General features: G+C 57.6%; 13 protein-coding genes. 7 read left to right on the top strand and 6 right to left on the bottom strand.

Features of this window, described 5'->3' with window-relative positions:
- Positions 1-23 precede the first annotated feature (23 nt).
- From hpaE to hpaH, 4 genes are all read left to right on the top strand, one after another.
- Positions 24-1,532, top strand: coding sequence for a 5-carboxymethyl-2-hydroxymuconate semialdehyde dehydrogenase (gene hpaE, locus Q0932_RS07460; protein WP_299350991.1), 1,509 nt, complete (start codon positions 24-26; stop codon positions 1,530-1,532).
- A gap of 39 nt (positions 1,533-1,571) precedes the next feature.
- Positions 1,572-2,426, top strand: coding sequence for a 3,4-dihydroxyphenylacetate 2,3-dioxygenase (gene hpaD, locus Q0932_RS07455; RefSeq protein WP_299350989.1), 855 nt, complete (start codon positions 1,572-1,574; stop codon positions 2,424-2,426).
- 76 nt (positions 2,427-2,502) lie between these two features.
- Positions 2,503-3,366 carry a fumarylacetoacetate hydrolase family protein gene (locus tag Q0932_RS07450; protein WP_299350987.1) on the top strand — a complete coding sequence of 288 codons (864 nt, stop codon included), beginning with the start codon at positions 2,503-2,505 and terminating at the stop codon, positions 3,364-3,366.
- Positions 3,363-4,163 carry a 2-oxo-hept-4-ene-1,7-dioate hydratase gene (hpaH, locus tag Q0932_RS07445; RefSeq protein WP_299350985.1) on the top strand — a complete coding sequence of 267 codons (801 nt, stop codon included), beginning with the start codon at positions 3,363-3,365 and terminating at the stop codon, positions 4,161-4,163. Before Q0932_RS07450 ends, hpaH begins: the two co-directional genes overlap by 4 nt.
- On the opposite strand, the gene Q0932_RS07440 is transcribed toward hpaH, so the two are convergent.
- Positions 4,164-7,565 carry an indolepyruvate ferredoxin oxidoreductase family protein gene (locus tag Q0932_RS07440; RefSeq protein ID WP_299350984.1) on the bottom strand — a complete coding sequence of 1,134 codons (3,402 nt, stop codon included), beginning with the start codon at positions 7,563-7,565 and terminating at the stop codon, positions 4,164-4,166. It lies immediately after the preceding gene.
- Positions 7,566-7,696: 131 nt separating this feature from the next.
- Between Q0932_RS07440 and Q0932_RS07435 the strand changes: the two genes are divergently transcribed.
- Positions 7,697-8,155 carry an Lrp/AsnC family transcriptional regulator gene (locus Q0932_RS07435; RefSeq protein ID WP_299350982.1) on the top strand — a complete coding sequence of 153 codons (459 nt, stop codon included), beginning with the start codon at positions 7,697-7,699 and terminating at the stop codon, positions 8,153-8,155.
- 76 nt (positions 8,156-8,231) lie between these two features.
- Here the strand turns inward: Q0932_RS07435 and Q0932_RS07430 are convergent, their stop codons facing one another.
- On the bottom strand, positions 8,232-10,472 hold the full coding sequence (locus tag Q0932_RS07430) for a molybdopterin cofactor-binding domain-containing protein (protein ID WP_299350981.1): 2,241 nt from the start codon (positions 10,470-10,472) through the stop codon (positions 8,232-8,234).
- 3 nt (positions 10,473-10,475) lie between these two features.
- On the bottom strand, positions 10,476-10,934 hold the full coding sequence (locus Q0932_RS07425; protein WP_299350980.1) for a 2Fe-2S iron-sulfur cluster-binding protein: 459 nt from the start codon (positions 10,932-10,934) through the stop codon (positions 10,476-10,478).
- Between the two features lie 180 nt (positions 10,935-11,114).
- Between Q0932_RS07425 and Q0932_RS07420 the strand changes: the two genes are divergently transcribed.
- Complete coding sequence (locus Q0932_RS07420; RefSeq protein WP_299350978.1) at positions 11,115-12,113, top strand: AraC family transcriptional regulator; 999 nt, start codon at positions 11,115-11,117, stop codon at positions 12,111-12,113.
- A gap of 72 nt (positions 12,114-12,185) precedes the next feature.
- Positions 12,186-13,235: an NAD-dependent epimerase/dehydratase family protein gene (locus tag Q0932_RS07415; protein WP_299350976.1), complete on the top strand. Its 1,050-nt coding sequence runs from the start codon at positions 12,186-12,188 to the stop codon at positions 13,233-13,235.
- Positions 13,236-13,278: 43 nt separating this feature from the next.
- Here the strand turns inward: Q0932_RS07415 and Q0932_RS07410 are convergent, their stop codons facing one another.
- The 3 genes from Q0932_RS07410 to Q0932_RS07400 all read right to left on the bottom strand — a co-directional run bounded on the left by Q0932_RS07410 (position 13,279) and on the right by Q0932_RS07400 (position 16,426).
- Entirely contained in the window at positions 13,279-14,706 is a 1,428-nt protein-coding gene (locus Q0932_RS07410; protein WP_299350974.1) for a TRAP transporter large permease, read from the bottom strand.
- Positions 14,699-15,334, bottom strand: a complete 636-nt coding sequence (locus Q0932_RS07405; RefSeq protein ID WP_299350972.1) for a TRAP transporter small permease — start codon at positions 15,332-15,334, stop codon at positions 14,699-14,701. The genes Q0932_RS07410 and Q0932_RS07405 overlap by 8 nt, the downstream gene beginning before the upstream one ends.
- 75 nt (positions 15,335-15,409) lie before the next feature.
- Positions 15,410-16,426 (bottom strand): C4-dicarboxylate TRAP transporter substrate-binding protein, encoded by a 1,017-nt coding sequence (locus Q0932_RS07400; RefSeq protein ID WP_299350970.1) that lies wholly within the window; start codon positions 16,424-16,426, stop codon positions 15,410-15,412.
- Positions 16,427-16,541 lie beyond the last annotated feature (115 nt).

Raw genomic sequence — 16,541 nt, 5'->3', positions numbered from 1 at the left:
CGCGGCCCTTGAAGGAGCGTCCCATGTCTGACCTCGCAAGCAACGTTGAGAAACTGAACGGATACCTGAGCCGGTTCCGCACGACCGGCATCATGCACCGCATCGGCGGCGAGGATCGCGCCGGCGCGAAAGGCACCTTTCAGAACGCCTCACCCGTCAACAAATCGCTGATCTGCGACGTGGCACGCGGGGACGCCAGCGACATTGATGCCGCTGCCAAAGCTGCAAAAGACGCCTTTCCCGCGTGGCGAGACATGCCCGCGCTGGAGCGTAAGAAAATCCTCATTCGGATTGCCGAGGGCATCGAGGCCCGCGCCGAAGAAATCGCGCTGTGCGAATGCTGGGACACGGGCCAGGCCCTGCGCTTTATGTCCAAGGCCGCCATTCGAGGGGCGGAGAACTTTCGCTATTTCGCCGATCTGGTGACGTCATCGCGCGACGGTAAGAATCTGCAATCACCAACGCTTATGAACGTGACCACCCGCAAGCCAATTGGGCCTGTGGGGGTCATCACCCCATGGAACACACCCTTTATGCTGTCGACATGGAAGATTGCCCCGGCGCTCGCTGCGGGCTGTACGGTCGTTCACAAACCTGCCGAACTCTCGCCTCTCTCGGCCCGTATCCTTGTGGAAATTGCCGAAGAAGCCGGCCTGCCGCCGGGCGTGTGGAATATGGTCAACGGCTTTGGCGAAGACGCAGGCCGCGCGCTCTGTGAACATCCGGCCATCAAGGCAATCGCCTTTGTGGGAGAAAGCAGCACTGGCAGCCTGATCCAGAAACAGGGCGCTGACACGCTGAAACGCTGCCACTTGGAACTGGGCGGCAAGAACCCGGTTGTCGTCTTTGAAGACGCGGATCTGGAGCGCGCCTTGGATGCGGTGATTTTCATGATTTACTCGATCAACGGCGAGCGCTGCACATCTTCTTCGCGCCTGTTGGTTCAGGACACGGTCCGCGAAGAGTTCGAGGCGCGCCTGATCGAACGGGTCAACAACATCAAGGTGGGTCACCCGCTGGACCCCGAGACCGTGATTGGCCCGCTTGTCGGCGAAGAGCATTTCAACAAGGTGACCTCTTACTTTGACATTGCCAAAGAGGATGGCGCCACGGTGGCCGCAGGTGGTGTAACCGTCGGCGATGAGGGCTATTTCGTGCGCCCCACCCTGTTCACGGGCGCCCACAACAAGATGCGCATCGCCCAAGAGGAAATCTTTGGCCCTGTTTTGACCTCGATCCCTTTCACGACCGAGGCAGAGGCGCTCGAGATCGCCAACGACACCGATTATGGCCTGACGGGCTATCTCTGGACCAACGACCTGACGCGCGCCTTGCGCTTTACCGATGCACTTGAGGCAGGCATGATCTGGGTGAACTCGGAAAACGTCCGCCACTTGCCGACGCCCTTTGGCGGGGTCAAGGCCAGCGGCATTGGTCGGGACGGCGGAGATTGGTCGTTCGAGTTCTACATGGAACAGAAACACATTGGGTTTGCCTTGGGCGAACACCGTATTCCGCGCCTAGGCGCTTAACAAACCACTGGAAACGCGCGACATTTGGGAGGAATACCTATGGGAGAGATTGTTCTCGCCGCCAAGATGACTCACGTACCGACCATGCTCATGTCCGAGCAGGACGGCCCTGTCAAAGGCAAACGCCAAGCCGCCATCGACGGTCACCGTGAGATTGCCCGCCGCGCCAAAGAGCTGGGGGCCGACACCGTGGTGATCTGTGACACGCATTGGGTGATCAACGCCGGCTTTCACATCAACAGCAACAGCCGTTTTGAAGGGTTGTTCACGTCCAACGAGTTTCCGCAGTTCATCCAGAACCTGCCTTATGAATACACGGGCAACCCGGAGCTGGGCGACGCCATCGCCGCCACGGCCAGCGACATGGGCGTCTATACGCTCTCGCACCGGCTGGACTCGCTGGAACTGGAGTACGGCTCACTTGTGCCCATGCGCTTCATGAGCCGTGAGCATGACATGAAAGTGGTCTCAGTCGCCGCCTGGTGCACTGTGCACGGCCACGACGAAAGCCGCGTCATCGGCGAGGCCATTCGCGCCGCTGTAGAAGCCAGCGACAGCAAGGTTTTGCTGGTGGCGTCCGGTTCGCTCAGCCACAAGATTTGGTCGAACAAAGAGTACGCGCCCAACAACGGCACCTTCACCATCTCAAGCGAGTTCAACCGCCAAGTGGATCTGCACGTTCTGGAAATGTGGAAGAACGGCGATCATGCGACTTTTCTGAAGATGCTGGGCGACTATGCCAATTTCTGCTGCGGCGAAGGCTCCATGCATGACACGGCCATGCTCTATGGCGCGCTCGGGTGGGACACCTATGATGCAAAGTGCGAGGTTGTGACCGAGTATTTTCCATCGTCCGGCACCGGGCAGACCAACGTGATCTTCCCGGTTCAATAGAGAACTACACCCGGCGACCGTGGTGACGGCGGGTGGATTTTTGAGTATTTTTGGCAATACGAAGCAGGGGTTTAGAATGAAATTTGCGACCGTACGCGTGGGCGATGTACAGCTTTATGGGGCGATAGTAGAGGGCGGGTTCATTGAACTCTCGGACGCGTTCCACCAATGGCCAACGTTGCGCGATGTGATCGAGGCAGGCGCCCTGCCCGATTTGACCATCGCCGCCGAGCAAAAGTCGGTAAGCCATCCTGATGGCACCTTTACCTATGACCTGCCCATTCCCAACGCGGCGCGTATCCTCTGCGTGGGCGTGAATTTCCCCGACCGCAATGCTGAGTACAAGGATGGAAGCGCACAGCCAAAGTACATGTCGCTGTTCCCACGATTTGTCAGCGGCTTTACCGGGCATAACAGTAATCTCGTGCGCCCGCCTGAAAACCACACGCTGGACTACGAAGGCGAAGTCGCCATTGTGATCGGCAAAGGCGGACGCCGTATCAAGTCCGAAGATGCCTATGACCACATTGCGGCGCTGACCTTGTGTAACGAGGGCACGATCCGCGACTGGGTTCGTCATGCAAAGTTCAACGTCACGCAAGGCAAAAACTGGGACAAGTCCGGCGCCATCGGACCTTGGCTTGTACCTTTCACCGATCCTGCTCAGTTGGATGACGCCCGCATTGTCACCCGCGTGAACGGAGAGGTTCGCCAAGACGATACATTGAACCGGATGATGTTTCCGATCCGCGAAGAGATCGCCTATATCTCGACCTTCATGACTCTTCAGCCTGGCGACATCATCGTCACCGGCACCCCCACCGGGGCAGGCGCGCGGTTTGATCCACCGCGTTATCTGAAACCCGGAGACGTGGTTGAAATCGAGGTCGAGGGCATTGGAACTTTGCGCAACGGCATCGAGGACGAGGTGGTGGCATGACGCCCGAAGACCATTCCGCTGCCGCCGCCGCGTTGTTAGAGGCAGAGGCCACGGGCACGCAGATAGGCTTGCTTTCGCTTCAATATCCCGACATCGGCATGGACGACGCATATGCGATCCAATCAGCGCTTGCCGCCCAGAAACTGGCGGGGGGGCGTCGGGTCATTGGCTGGAAAATCGGGCTGACGTCGAAGGCGATGCAATATGCCCTGAACATCGATATCCCCGACAGCGGCATCCTGTTTGACGACATGGCGTTTGACACCGGTGGCAGCGTACCGAAAGGACGGTTTATCCAGCCCCGCGTCGAGGCCGAGATTGCCTTTGTCATGAAGTCTTCGCTCGCCGGGGAAACTGTCACCCGCGAAGACGTGTTGGCCGCAACAGATTACGTGGCGCCGTCGCTTGAAATTCTCGACACGCGTATTCTACGGCAAGATCCGGCAACAGGCCGTGCACGCAACGTCTATGACACGATCAGCGATAATGCCGCCAATGCAGGTATTGTTCTTGGCAATCAAAGACATGCAGCCGATGCGTTTGATCTGAGGTGGGTCGGCGCGCTGACCTTCCGCAATGGAGAGATCGAGGAAACCGGCCTTGGGGCTGGTGTGTTGAACGACCCTGTTGAAAGCGTCGTTTGGCTGGCCCGTCGTATGGCACAGTATGGGCAACGGATTGAAGCCGGACAGGTGATCCTGTCGGGCAGTTTCATCCGCCCCATCGAATGTCCACCCGGCAGCCAAATCGAGGCTGATTTCGGTGACTTTGGTGCCGTCAGCATCCAGTTCGACTGATCACAGGCTGCCGCGCAACTCTTCTACGCGCGCTTTCACGTCAGAGATGGCCTGCTCTTTCACCGGGCCATAGCCACGAATGTCCATGGGCGCCGAAAGGATGCCTGCGAGCGTGTCCCGGTCAGTACTTGGCAGGGTCTGCACCTCTGCGATGATCGCTTCGAACCAACCGATCAGGGCGCGCTCCTGACGTCGTTCCTGCGCGTAACCGAACGGATCAAACAGCGTACCACGCAAGGGTTTCAGGCCTGCCAATCCACGCAGAACAGGCGTCAGCCATGACCCAAAGGCACGTTTGCGTGGCCGTCCGCGCGCGTCCTTTCCGGTCGGAAAGATCGGCGGTGCCATATGGAATTGAACTTTGAAGTCCCCAGTAAACATGTCTTTCAAAGTCTCATTGAACCCGGTTTGCGTATGCAATCGTGCAACTTCGTATTCATCTTTATAGGCCATGAGCTTAAACAAGGACTTCGCGGCAAGAATTGCCAGATCATCGCCCAGAGTCTCATGCAAAGGTGTCAGAGTGTTGCGATAGCGCTCTGCATAGCCCGCGTTCTGATAGGCGGTCAGAAAGCGCATCCGATCGGTCAGAACGGTGTCAAAGTTATCTTCTTCAACCGGATCATCAGCCAGATCCAAAGCTGATGGGTCAGCGGAAATAACCCGCCCCAAATCAAACGCGCGCGCGTTCTTTTCTACGGCAACACCATTCAACAGGATCGCCTGTTTCAGCGCGGTTTCACTGACCGGAACCAGCCCCGACTGCCAAGCAAAGCCAAGCATCATCACATTGGCAAAAACACTGTCACCCAAAAGCGTCTCAGCCACATCATTGGCATCGAATCCGCTGACATGTTCGGCGCCAACAGCCTGGTGGATGACCGCTTCGCGTTGATCGACTTCGAGATCGGCATCACGATGCAAAACAAGGTCGCCCGTGGGCATCTCGGCGCGGTTCAAAACGACTTGAGACCCTTTACGATAATGCGCCGAAGCCCGCGGCGAAGAAGAGACCACAATATCGCAACCGATCACGGCGTCCGCGGCGCCCTGATCGATGCGCACCTGATGGATGTCCTCCGGTGTTTGACCCAATCGAATATAGCTCAGCACCGTGCCAAATTTTTGCGCGAAGCCGGTGAAGTCCAGCACTGACGCACCGCGCCCTTCCAAATGCGCGGCCATCGTCACAAGAGCACCGACAGTCACAACGCCGGTGCCACCGACGCCCGTGACCAACAAGTCAAAGGGTTGCGTCAGCGACGGCAAAGTGGGTGCTGGCAAATCGGCAACCAACCCCGCCACGTCAATTTCAACACCAGCTTTCTTTCGTCTCTCGGCGCCTTCGACGGTCACAAAGGACGGGCAAAACCCGTTCAGGCAAGAGAAATCCTTGTTACAGCTGGACAGATTAATCTTACGTTTGCGTCCGTATTTGGTTTCAAGTGGCTCAACGCTCAGGCAGTTGCTCTCGACCGAGCAGTCACCGCAGCCTTCGCAGACCAGCGGGTTGATTACGGCAAACCGCTTAGGGTCTTCCATCGTGCCTCGTTTGCGGCGGCGGCGTTTTTCGGTGGCGCAGGTCTGTTCGTAGATCAGAACGCTGACGCCTTTCACCTCGCGCAATTCACGCTGCACCGCGTCCAACTCTTCGCGGGGTCGAAACATCGTGCCCGCCGGAAAATCACCGTGGCTGAACTTGCCAATGTCATCCGACACCAGAGCAATACGATCGACCCCTTCGGCGCGGCAGGTCTGTGCAATGCCTTGCACGCTCACCGGCCCATCCACGGGCTGTCCGCCCGTCATGGCGACAGCATCGTTGTAGAGAATTTTATAGGTGATGTTTGTGCCCGCGGCGACAGCCTGCCGGATCGCTAGTGAGCCAGAGTGATACCATGTGCCTTCACCAAGGTTCTGAAAGATGTGCTTGCCGCCGTTAAACTTCGACGCCACAACCCACGGTACGCCCTCGCCGCCCATCTGGGCATAACCCGAGGTCTCGCGGTCCATCCAACTGGCCATGACGTGACAACCAATGCCGCTGGCGGCTCTGGAACCTTCAGGCACTTTGGTTGAACTGTTATGCGGACATCCCGAACAGAAATAGGGCGTACGGTTGGCGCCCGGCACCTGCAACAAGACGGGCGGCGTGTCGGTCAAAGCCCGCGCCTTGCTCAGGAGATCTTCATCCGGGAAAAAGGCGTTCAGCCGCTCTGCCACGATGGGTACCAAAGACAGCGGGCTTAACTCACCGGTCCAAGGGATCAGCGGATCACCGACCGCACGATGTTTGCCCACCATTTTTTCGGGTTTGTCTCCCGGCCAGTCGTAAAAGTATTCTTTGAACTGGCTTTCTATGATGCCGCGCTTTTCTTCGACGACAAGCACCTCTTTTTTGCCGCGCACAAAGGCCAGTGCATCCCGCCGGGCCAGAGGCCAAACCATGCCAACCTTGTAAATGTCGATGCCCAGTGTCCGGCAACGCGCCTCGTCCAGCCCCAAAAGACGTAATGCCTCCATCAGGTCAAGATGACCCTTACCGGTTGTGACAATCCCGAAACTGGCGTCGGGCAGATCATAGATCCGCTGGTCAATAGGATTGGCCTCAACAAAGGCCTCAACGGCGCGCAGCTTGTGGCCAATGCGTGTTTCTATCTCAGGGCTTGGAAGATCCGCGAGCCGCACGTGCAGCCCGTTTGCCGGGCCTTCAAACGTGGGAAGCACAAAACTACGATCCTGGTGCAGGTCCACCGATTGGCCGCTTTCCACCGTCTCGGAGATCGCTTTGAAGCCAACCCAAGTGCCGGAATAGCGCGACAGTGTAAATCCGTATTCACCAAAAGCCTGATACTCGGCCACCGAGGCTGGGTTCAGCGTCGGCATGAACCACGACATGAACGCAACATCGGATTGATGCGGCATCGACGACGACACACAGCCGTGATCGTCGCCTGCGACAACCAGCACTCCGCCTTTGGGTGCCGAGCCATAAGCATTTCCGTGTTTCAATGCATCGCCAGATCGGTCCACACCCGGACCTTTGCCATACCACATGGAAAACACGCCCTCGACCTCAGCGTGCGGGTCCAAACTGGCCTGCTGCGCCCCCAGAACGGCCGTGGCGCCCAGGTCTTCGTTGACCGCAGGCATAAAGGTGATACGGTTATCTTCCACTCTGTCCTTGGCGCGCCACAGCTCCAGATCAAACGCACCCAGAGGTGATCCACGATACCCTGAGATGAACCCCGCTGTGTCATTTCCGGCCGCGCGATCACGTCGCGCCTGATCCAACATGATCCGAACCAACGCCTGTGTCCCCGTCAGGAAAACGCGCCCTGACTCGCGGCTATAACGATCCTCCAATTGGTAGGTCTCAAAGTCCGTGTTGATCCGAGTCATCGATGTATCTCCCGTGCGCGTCACTCCAGTTTACGCCGGAACAGATGGTAAAATTGACCAATATACATTGCTGCGCGCCAATTTTTCGGATAAAATTACCAAAATATACCGAAATTACGGTTTACTCACCCATGCAACTCGACTCTCGCGACAGAGCCATTCTGGCGCTTCTGCAAGCTGACTGCCGGATTTCAAACGCGGATCTGGCAACCAAAGTCGGCATGTCTGCGTCGGCCTGCTGGCGTCGGGTGCGCGCCTTTGAGGACTCCGGGATCATCGCGCGCTATGGCGCAGTCCTGAATCCTGAGAATGTCGGGCTGGAGTTCGAAGCCATTGTTCTGGTGCAACTCACGCGCCACGACCCGGACAAACTGCAAGACCTCGTGCGCGTGATCGAGCGGCGGCCCGAGGTGTTGGAATGCTTCGCCACAACCGGTCAGGCCGATTATCACATGCACGTCCTGTTTCCGGACATTGCTGCTTACAACACGTTTCTGGAAACCACCTTGTTTCGCCTGCCGGCGGTGGCCAGTGCACAGACCAATGTGGTCCTGCGCAAGATCAAACGCGCCGAGGCCATCGCACCATAGAAAAAGAGGGCCAGAGCCCCCTCTTCATTTTGGCTCAAATACTTCGGGGGTCCGGAGGCAGCGCCCCCGGCCTTGTTCAGACAAAGCTGATGTGCTTATAAAACGGCATCTCGCGGATACGCTGGCCGGTGGCGGCAAAGATTGCGTTTGCGAGGGCCGGCGCGGCGGGCGGGACGGGTGGTTCGCCGATCCCACGCACTTTGGCACCATTCTCCAGACCCTTCACGATGATCTCAGGGCACTGATAAAGCCGCATGCCTTCGTGGCTGTCGAAATTCGACTGCTCAGCCATACCGTCGGAATAGGTGATCTCGCAGTTGATCGCATGGCCCAAGCCAAAGACAACGCCGCCTTGCACAAGGTTCTCAAAGTTGACCGGGTCAACAACTGTCCCCACGTCCGCAGCCACCCAGACTTTGTCGATGCGGATACCATCCTCGGTATTGGTGACCTCGATCACCTCAGCCGTCGGCACGCCAAAGCTTTCGATGAAGGCCACGCCGCGACCTTGGTTCGGTCGCAGCTGACCGCCCCAGGATGACATCTCGGCCACAGCCTCAAGAACTTTGCGGCTGACATCATGTTCCATCAGACGAATGCGTTCTTCCATCGGGTCTGCGCCCGCCGCATGGATCAATTCATCCAATGCGCTGTCAAAGAAGAAACCGTTCGCCGAAGCCCCGACCGAGCGCCAGGACGACACCGGCGCCAGTTCCGGTGCGCGATAAGCCCGCATGCGATAGTTCGGCAAACTATATGGATTGTTCCACGACCCGGCAGCAATCTGACTGTCCGGTCCGGGCAATGAAATCTCGGCGCGGCCCATCTGAGACGCAATCACCGAAGGCATCGCCACCTGCAAATCCAACGCCTCGACCTTGCCGTCCTTTACGGTACCAGCGGCCCGAGCAACGCCGGGGTGACGCGGGAAATCATGCGCCATGTCCTCTTCGCGGGAATAGGTCAACTTGACCGGCGTGCCGCGCATCTGATTGGCAATCTCGGTGGCTTGCTTGATATGCTCAAATTCTAGTCGGTGGCCAAAGCTGCCGCCCATAAACTGGTTGTGGAACGTCACCTGCTCCTGTTCGTGCCCGGTGATACCCGCCACCAACAGTTGCAGCTGACGCGGCACCTGATGGCCCGTCCAGACAATCACCCCGTCCTCTTCCACCAGCACGGTTGCATTGAGAGGTTCGAGCGGCGCGTGCGCGACATAGGGCGCGCGATACTCAAGCTCCAAGGCCTTGCCTTCAGCAATTGCTGTTTCGACGTCACCGTCATTGCGCCACTCTTTGTCGAGCAATTCATCCTTGAACGACGCACCCAACGCCTTCCAATGGTCCTCCATCTCGGCTGGATAGGGCGCGTCTCCCCAGTCAAACTCAATGGCGTCCGCCGCTTGGAACGCGCGCCACGTGTTGTCGGCGACAACGGCCACGCCACCAGTGATCTCAACCACCTTCGACACGCCGCGCATGGCCAGCGCCTCGGTGGCGTCATAACCGTTCAGCACGCCGCCCTGACGCGGGTTCACCTTGATTGCGGCATGCACGGCACCCGGCACTTCCACGTCAATGCCGTAGGTCTGAGTGCCAGTGGATTTTGCCAAAATATCCAGCCGTTTCATCGGCTTGCCGATCAATCGCCACTGGCTGGGATCACGCAAGGTTACCTCGGTGACTGGATCTAGCCCGGCGGCAATTGGCGCCAGTTCTTGATAGCTGAGCTGTGACCCATCCGGCAGAATGACATGGCCGGCTTCGGTTCTCAGCGCCGTGGTGTTGATGCCAGATTTCTGTGCTGCGGCGGCTTTCAGGGTCTCGCGCGCCACCGCCCCAGCCTTGCGCAGCTTGTCAAAACTGTCGGGAATCGTCGTTGAACCGCCGGTGCCCTGTAGCCCCATAAGCTTCAGAACGCCCCCCATAACACCGCGCATGGTTTCCGCGGCAAAGCTTTCATCAGTCGACATGAAAGGTACGGACTCATCCGCCATGGCAGTGTTCCAATAGGCCTTGTCCGGTTTGCCGAAACTGACCTCGAACTGACCGAGCTCAAGATCCATCTCTTCAGCGATCAGGACGGCCTGCGAGTGCGCGACCCCCTGCCCCTTGTCGCCATGCGGCCCGATCAGGGTGATTGTGTCTCCGTCAATCACCACCCACGGGTTGAACGTCGCGGCTCCGCCCGCAAGATCCTGTTCCAATGGGTTCGCATGCGGTGTCTTGACCTTATAAACGCCAAACGCCACGCCGCCGACCACGGCAGCCGAACCAATCAGGAATGTGCGGCGTGCAATTTTTCCAACTTTTCCCATGGATCAGACCCCTTGTGCTTTGGTCGCGGCCAGTTTCACGGCGGCGCGGATGCGTGGATAGGTCCCACACCGGCAAAGATTTCCGGACATGGCTTCGTCAATTTCATCATCAGTTGGATTTGGGTTCTCATTAAGCAGGGATGCCGCCTGCATGATCTGCCCCGACTGGCAATAGCCGCATTGCGCGACCTGTGTCTCGGTCCACGCCTCTTGCACTGTATGCATGAGGTCTGGTGTTCCAAGCCCGTTGATCGTGGTCACTGGCCCCTCGACATCCGACACAAACGTCTGACAGGACCGGACGGCCTCGCCATTGATATGGACGGTACACGCACCACAGGCTGCAATTCCGCAACCATATTTGACACCTTTGATGTTTAGCTCGTCTCTCAGAACCCAAAGCAGCGGCATGTCATCTTCGACATCCACTTCGTGAGTTTTACCATCTACAACCAGTTGCACGCCTACTCTCCCGTCTTACGAATTGTTTTGCTGTCTTCAAGATTAGCACCATCAAACGGATTTCAACTTGCAAATCGTGCCAATCTTCATTCTGATGACGCCAAGTCACTTTCAGAGACTGGTATCACTGTCGGCCCGACCGCATTCTTGTCTCAAGACTACCGTCATGAAGGACGACCGATGTCCCAACGCACGCTCTATCCGGTTGCGCATAAGATTGCGCAGACCTGCCAAATTTTGAAGATATCGCCGGAACGGGTGATGCGCCGGGCTGGGCTGCCACGGGACTACTCCGAGCACGAAGGCCGCGGCAGCACGGCCGAACAGTTCTTTGCGATCTTTGAAGCGGTCTATGAAGAGGCCAAGCGGGATGACCTTTCCTTGCACATGGGCCAGCTCTATGCGCATGGCCCCTTTGTTCCTGCGATCTTTGCGTTCTCTTGCAGTCGAAACGTCGAGGAAGGTCTGGCACGCCTTGCAGTGTTCAAGCCGCTGTTGGCGCCGCTGCGTCTGGATGTTCAACGGCATGATGACCGGGTGGTGTTGACCTTTCACTCGGCCGATCCCGCCGTGCCCTTACCGCACTGCATGACCATGTTCGAATTGATCTATTTTGTTGAATGCTGCCGCATGTTCACAGCTGAGCATATCGTTCCGCTTCAGATCGATCTGCCGGGCGACGCCAACGCTACCGAAGATGAAACCACCTATTTTGGCATTCAGACGTCTCAGGCCGCTCATCCAGCCATTCATCTTACAATCGAAGATGCCACACGTCCGCTCATCTCGCAAAACGCGGAAATGCTGAAAAACGTGACCGAAGACCTCAACCGCCAGCTTGCTCGTCGCAAAGCCGGGCAGCCCGTGTCGGACCGGGTGCGTAGTGCGCTGGTAGAAATGTTGCCTTCGGGCCAGTCCAGTGTCGAAGATGCCTGTGACCGACTGGCCATGTCCAAACGCAGCCTACAGCGCAAGCTCAAAGACGAAAACACGACCTATCAAACGGTGCTGGAATCGGTGCGGTCTGAATTATCGATGCACTATTTGAAACAGGACGACATGACGATCGAAGAAATCTCATATCTTCTGGCCTATCGTGATCCGAATTCTTTTTACCGCGCCTTCCATGGCTGGACCGGCATGACCCCCATGCAGGCACGCAGCGCCCCGGTGCACTAGGGCGGCACGCGGGGCCAACCACGAACAGCACCTTAACTCGAGGTCATCCTCGGAGACCTGAAAGGAAACACGATGCAAATCGACACGAAGAACCCCGTCATGGTGACGGGTGCGACAGGCTACGTCGCAGGCTGGATCGTCAAGAAACTGCTTGACGCTGGCCTGACGGTGCATGCCCCGGTCCGCGATCCAGGCAACGTGGCCAAGGTACAGCATCTGATCGACATCGCCGCGGCATCCTCGGGGGATATCCGGTTCTTTCAGGCTGATCTTTTGTCTGATGGGTCTTACGCAGATGCCATGCAAGGCTGTTCTGTCGTGTTTCACACGGCCTCGCCTTTTACGTTGAACGTCAAGGATGCTCAGACCGAGTTGATCGACCCGGCCGTCAAAGGCACGCGCAATGTGTTGGACCAGGCCGAAAAAACCTCGAGCGTGAAACGCGTGGTTCTCACCAGCTCTTGTGCAGCCATGTATACCGACGCCATCGATTGCGCGTCTGCACCAAACGGTGCCTTAAACGAGGACGTGTGGAACACCACAGCCTCGCTGGAGTATCAGCCGTATTCCTATTCTAAGACGCTGGCTGAACAGGAAGCTTGGAAGATTGCCGGCGCCACGACACAGTGGGATCTGGTTGTCGTCAATCCATCGTTCGTGATCGGTCCGGCATTGAACAAAGCCCCGACCTCCGAAACCTTCCGGTTGGTAAAGCAATTGGGCGACGGCAACATGAAAGCCGGGGCGCCGCGCTTTGGAATCGGAGCGGTGGACGTTCGCGATCTCGCAGAAGCCCACATCGCGGCTGCGTTTATGCCAGAGGCCAACGGACGCAACATCATTTCAGCCCAAAACACGAACCTGTTGGAAATGGGCCTCGCCCTGCAGGACAAATACGGCGCCGATTATCCGCTGCCAAAACGCGCGCTTCCCAAGTGGCTGGTCTGGCTTGTAGGTCCCTTCTCAGGCATTTCCCGAACAACCGTGACCAGAAACGTGAACGTGGAATGGAAGGCTGACAACAGTAAGGGACGTCGTGAATTGGGCCTCGAATACCGTCCGCTCAAGGCCACTATGGAAGACATGTTCGACCAGATGATTAAGGACGGCGTCTTCCAGTGAACAAACGGATTGGAGGAGGCCAGAGCCTCCTCCATTTTTCACGCTAGACTTGGCTTGGCAGCCAGAGAACAATCCACGGGAAGGCCACCAAAAGCGCGATGGTGATACCATCCGCAATAAAGAACGGCGTTACCCCCTTAAACACGTCCTGAACACTCAGGTCGTCACGGACGCCGGCCACCACAAAGCAGTTCAGACCAATTGGTGGCGTGATCAGGCAAAACTCGGCCATCTTCACCACGAGGATCCCGAACCAGATCGCGCACATGGTGCCGCTCATCCCAAAGGTGCTTTCTGCGGCTGACACGGCTTCACCACCGTTCAGCGCCATCACGGCCGGGTAAACGACCGGAAGGGTCAAGAGCAGCATCCCGATGGCATCCATGAACATGCCCAGCACAGCATAGGCCAAGAGGATGCAGATCAGGATCAGCCAAGGTGACATCGTGAGCGACGTGATCCAGTCCGAGAACGCGCCCGGCAGATCCGCAAACCCAAGGAACCGCACATAGATCAGCACGCCCCAGATGATGGTAAAGATCATCACCGTCAGCTTGGCGGTGTCCAAAAGCGCGACCTTCAGCTCTTTCCAGCGCATACCTTGATAGAGCGCCATCAGGAACACGATAAAGGCCCCCACCGCGCCGCCTTCGGTCGGCGTTCCCCAAGCGTCTCCAAACGGGTTGTAGACAAAGAAGATGATAATCACCACGACGGCCACGATGGGCAGCGCAGGCGGCAATGAGGCAAAGCGTTCGCGCCACGTAAATCCGGTGACGGGCGGGCCGACCGTTTTGAAAATCACGGCAATACCGATGATCATAAGCCCATAGATAATCGCCGAGAACGCGCCCGGGATAAAGCCTGCAAGCAACAGCTTGCCCACGTCTTGTTCCACGATGATCGCGTAGATCACGAGGATCGCACTGGGTGGGATCAAGCTCGCAAGCGTACCCCCCGCGGCCACAACTCCGGCTGCGAATTGCTTGTTATAGCCGGCTTTCAGCATCTCCGGGATGGCGATGCGGGCAAAGACAGCGGCCGTGGCAACCGAGGCGCCAGAGACCGCTGCAAAACCAGCGGTGGCAAAGACGGTGGATACGGCAAGACCGCCCGGCACCCATGCAATCCAGCGTTTGGCCGCTTCAAAAAGCGCGGTGGTCAGCTTGGCGTGATAGGCAAGGTAGCCGATCAGGATGAAAGTGGGGATCAGGCTCAGCGCCTGACTGGACACTTTGGAATGCGGCACAGACCCCGCGATGGCGATGGACTTGCCCAGCGCCCCGTCCCAGATTTCTCGTCGCTCATTCCAGTACAAAAACTTTTCAGGCGCATAGCCGAACTTGGCCCAGAAAATCCAGACGATGCCGATAAAGCCCGCCAATGCCGCGGCGAACGCCACGCGCATTCCCAGAACGACAAGCACCAGCATCCCGCCAGTGACCCAAAGGCCGATGGTGATATTATCCATTTTGCTCGTCTCCGAGATGTTCGACCTCTGCACGGGCCTGTTCTTCGATGGATAGCACCAGGGGCACGGCAACTGGCGACGGCAGGTTCAGGAAGAATGCGCGACCGTAGCCAACGACTTGCAAGGCCAGACGCAGGCACATGACCCCGAATGCAAGCGGCACGATCAGTTTTGACGGCCAAATCGGAATGCCTATGTCGATCGAACTGTCTCGCGAACACAGCGGACGGGCACAGTCAAAAGAGCGTTCGAAATGTGCCCAAGCACCCATGGTCAGCGCGATCATCAAAAGCAGGATCAGGATGACACTTAACAACTCAGCCCCCCAGAGCGCGCGGCCCTTCAGCTGACCGATGAGCATATCCATGCGAATGTGACTGCCGTCTCGTTGGACATAGGCAATGCCCATAACGGCAATCAACGGCATCAGTGTCTCGATGTAGTCGACATAGCCTGACAAAGGCGACGCAAAGAACTGTCGACCTCCGACAGAATAGGCGGCGAGGAACATAAGGCTAAAAACGGCAAGGCCGCTTAGCAGTGCAAAGAAAGTTTCAAGCTTGAGCAGGTGACGATCCAGCCGCGAGAGCAAGCTGTCGTCTTCAAGCACGGCAGAACTACCGGCCATGTTCATCCCCCCAGTGGTATGATTATGAAAGAATTGGCCCCAGGATGAACCGGGGCCAATTCCTAAGTATCGCGCTTAGTTCGAGGCGCGGTGATCTTCGAGTGCTTTTACGACCAGATCATAAAGCTCCTGACCGGGCAGGCCCTGACCTTCCATATCGGCGATCCAAGCTTCGCGGATAGGATCGGCTGCTGTCGCGCGGAACTCTTCCAGCACGGCGTCGCTGATCATGACCTTTTCAACGCCTTTTTCGGCAAGGACGCTGTCCCACTTCTCCAGAAGGGTGCCGTAGTTGGTGACATAGTGCTCCAGCGCTTCGTCAACCGAACTATCAAGCGCCGCACGGTGATCGTCGCTGAGGGCGTCATAGGCGTCGATGTTGACCACAACCGGGCAGTTCACTGTGCCGGGGTTCAGGTTCGCCGTCCACCAGTCTGCCTGATTGATGGTACCAAACGACAGGTGCGCGTGCTGCGCAAAGGCAACGGTGTCCACAACGCCGCTCTCCATGGCCTGATAGGCTTCGGTCGCGGTGACCGAGGTCGGCACGCCGCCCACAGCCTCAAACGCTTTGCCAAGACCACCGGTGGCCCGGACACGCATGCCATCGAACTTTGCCAATGTGTCACGCGGCTCACCGGTGCCTACAAGGTTGTACTGTGGCATAGGCGAGGTCATCAGAAGCATGGCGTTCCACTGCTCCATTTCCTCTGCTGCGGCAGGGTGCGCATAGACGGCCTTGGACACGGCCACTTCTTCAGCAAGGTTGGACACACCCAGGAACGGCAGCTCGAGAACCGTGATTACGCGGTTCTTGTCACGGTGATAACCGGCACAGAACTGTGCCATCTCGAAAGCACCGATCGAGATACCATCCAGGTTCTCGCGGTTCTTCGACAGGCCACCATAGCTGATGTTCAAAGTGAATTCGCCACCTGTCTTTTCGCTAACCAGTTCGGCCAGTTTTTCAACATGCTCAGTAAAGGCGCGGCGCTTGCCCCAAACAGATACATTCCATTCCGTCGCCATGGCTTCGGTTACAAAGGCCAGTGACAGGGCTGCCACGGCAGTCCGGCTCATAAGTTTACGCATAGTTTTCCTCCCCGATGCGTTTTCAAACATGGTCGGAGTATGACGCAGCCTAAAACCGCTGGCTATGAGGGATTTTGCCTGTCGGCGAAACAAGGCCCTGCGGATTTCCGCAGGG

Origin of the sequence: uncultured Shimia sp., from assembly GCF_947498095.1 — a bacterium.
Classification (GTDB): domain Bacteria; phylum Pseudomonadota; class Alphaproteobacteria; order Rhodobacterales; family Rhodobacteraceae; genus Shimia.
Note: the sequence above shows the minus strand (reverse complement) of the source record. Positions and strands in the feature narration are given on the sequence as shown.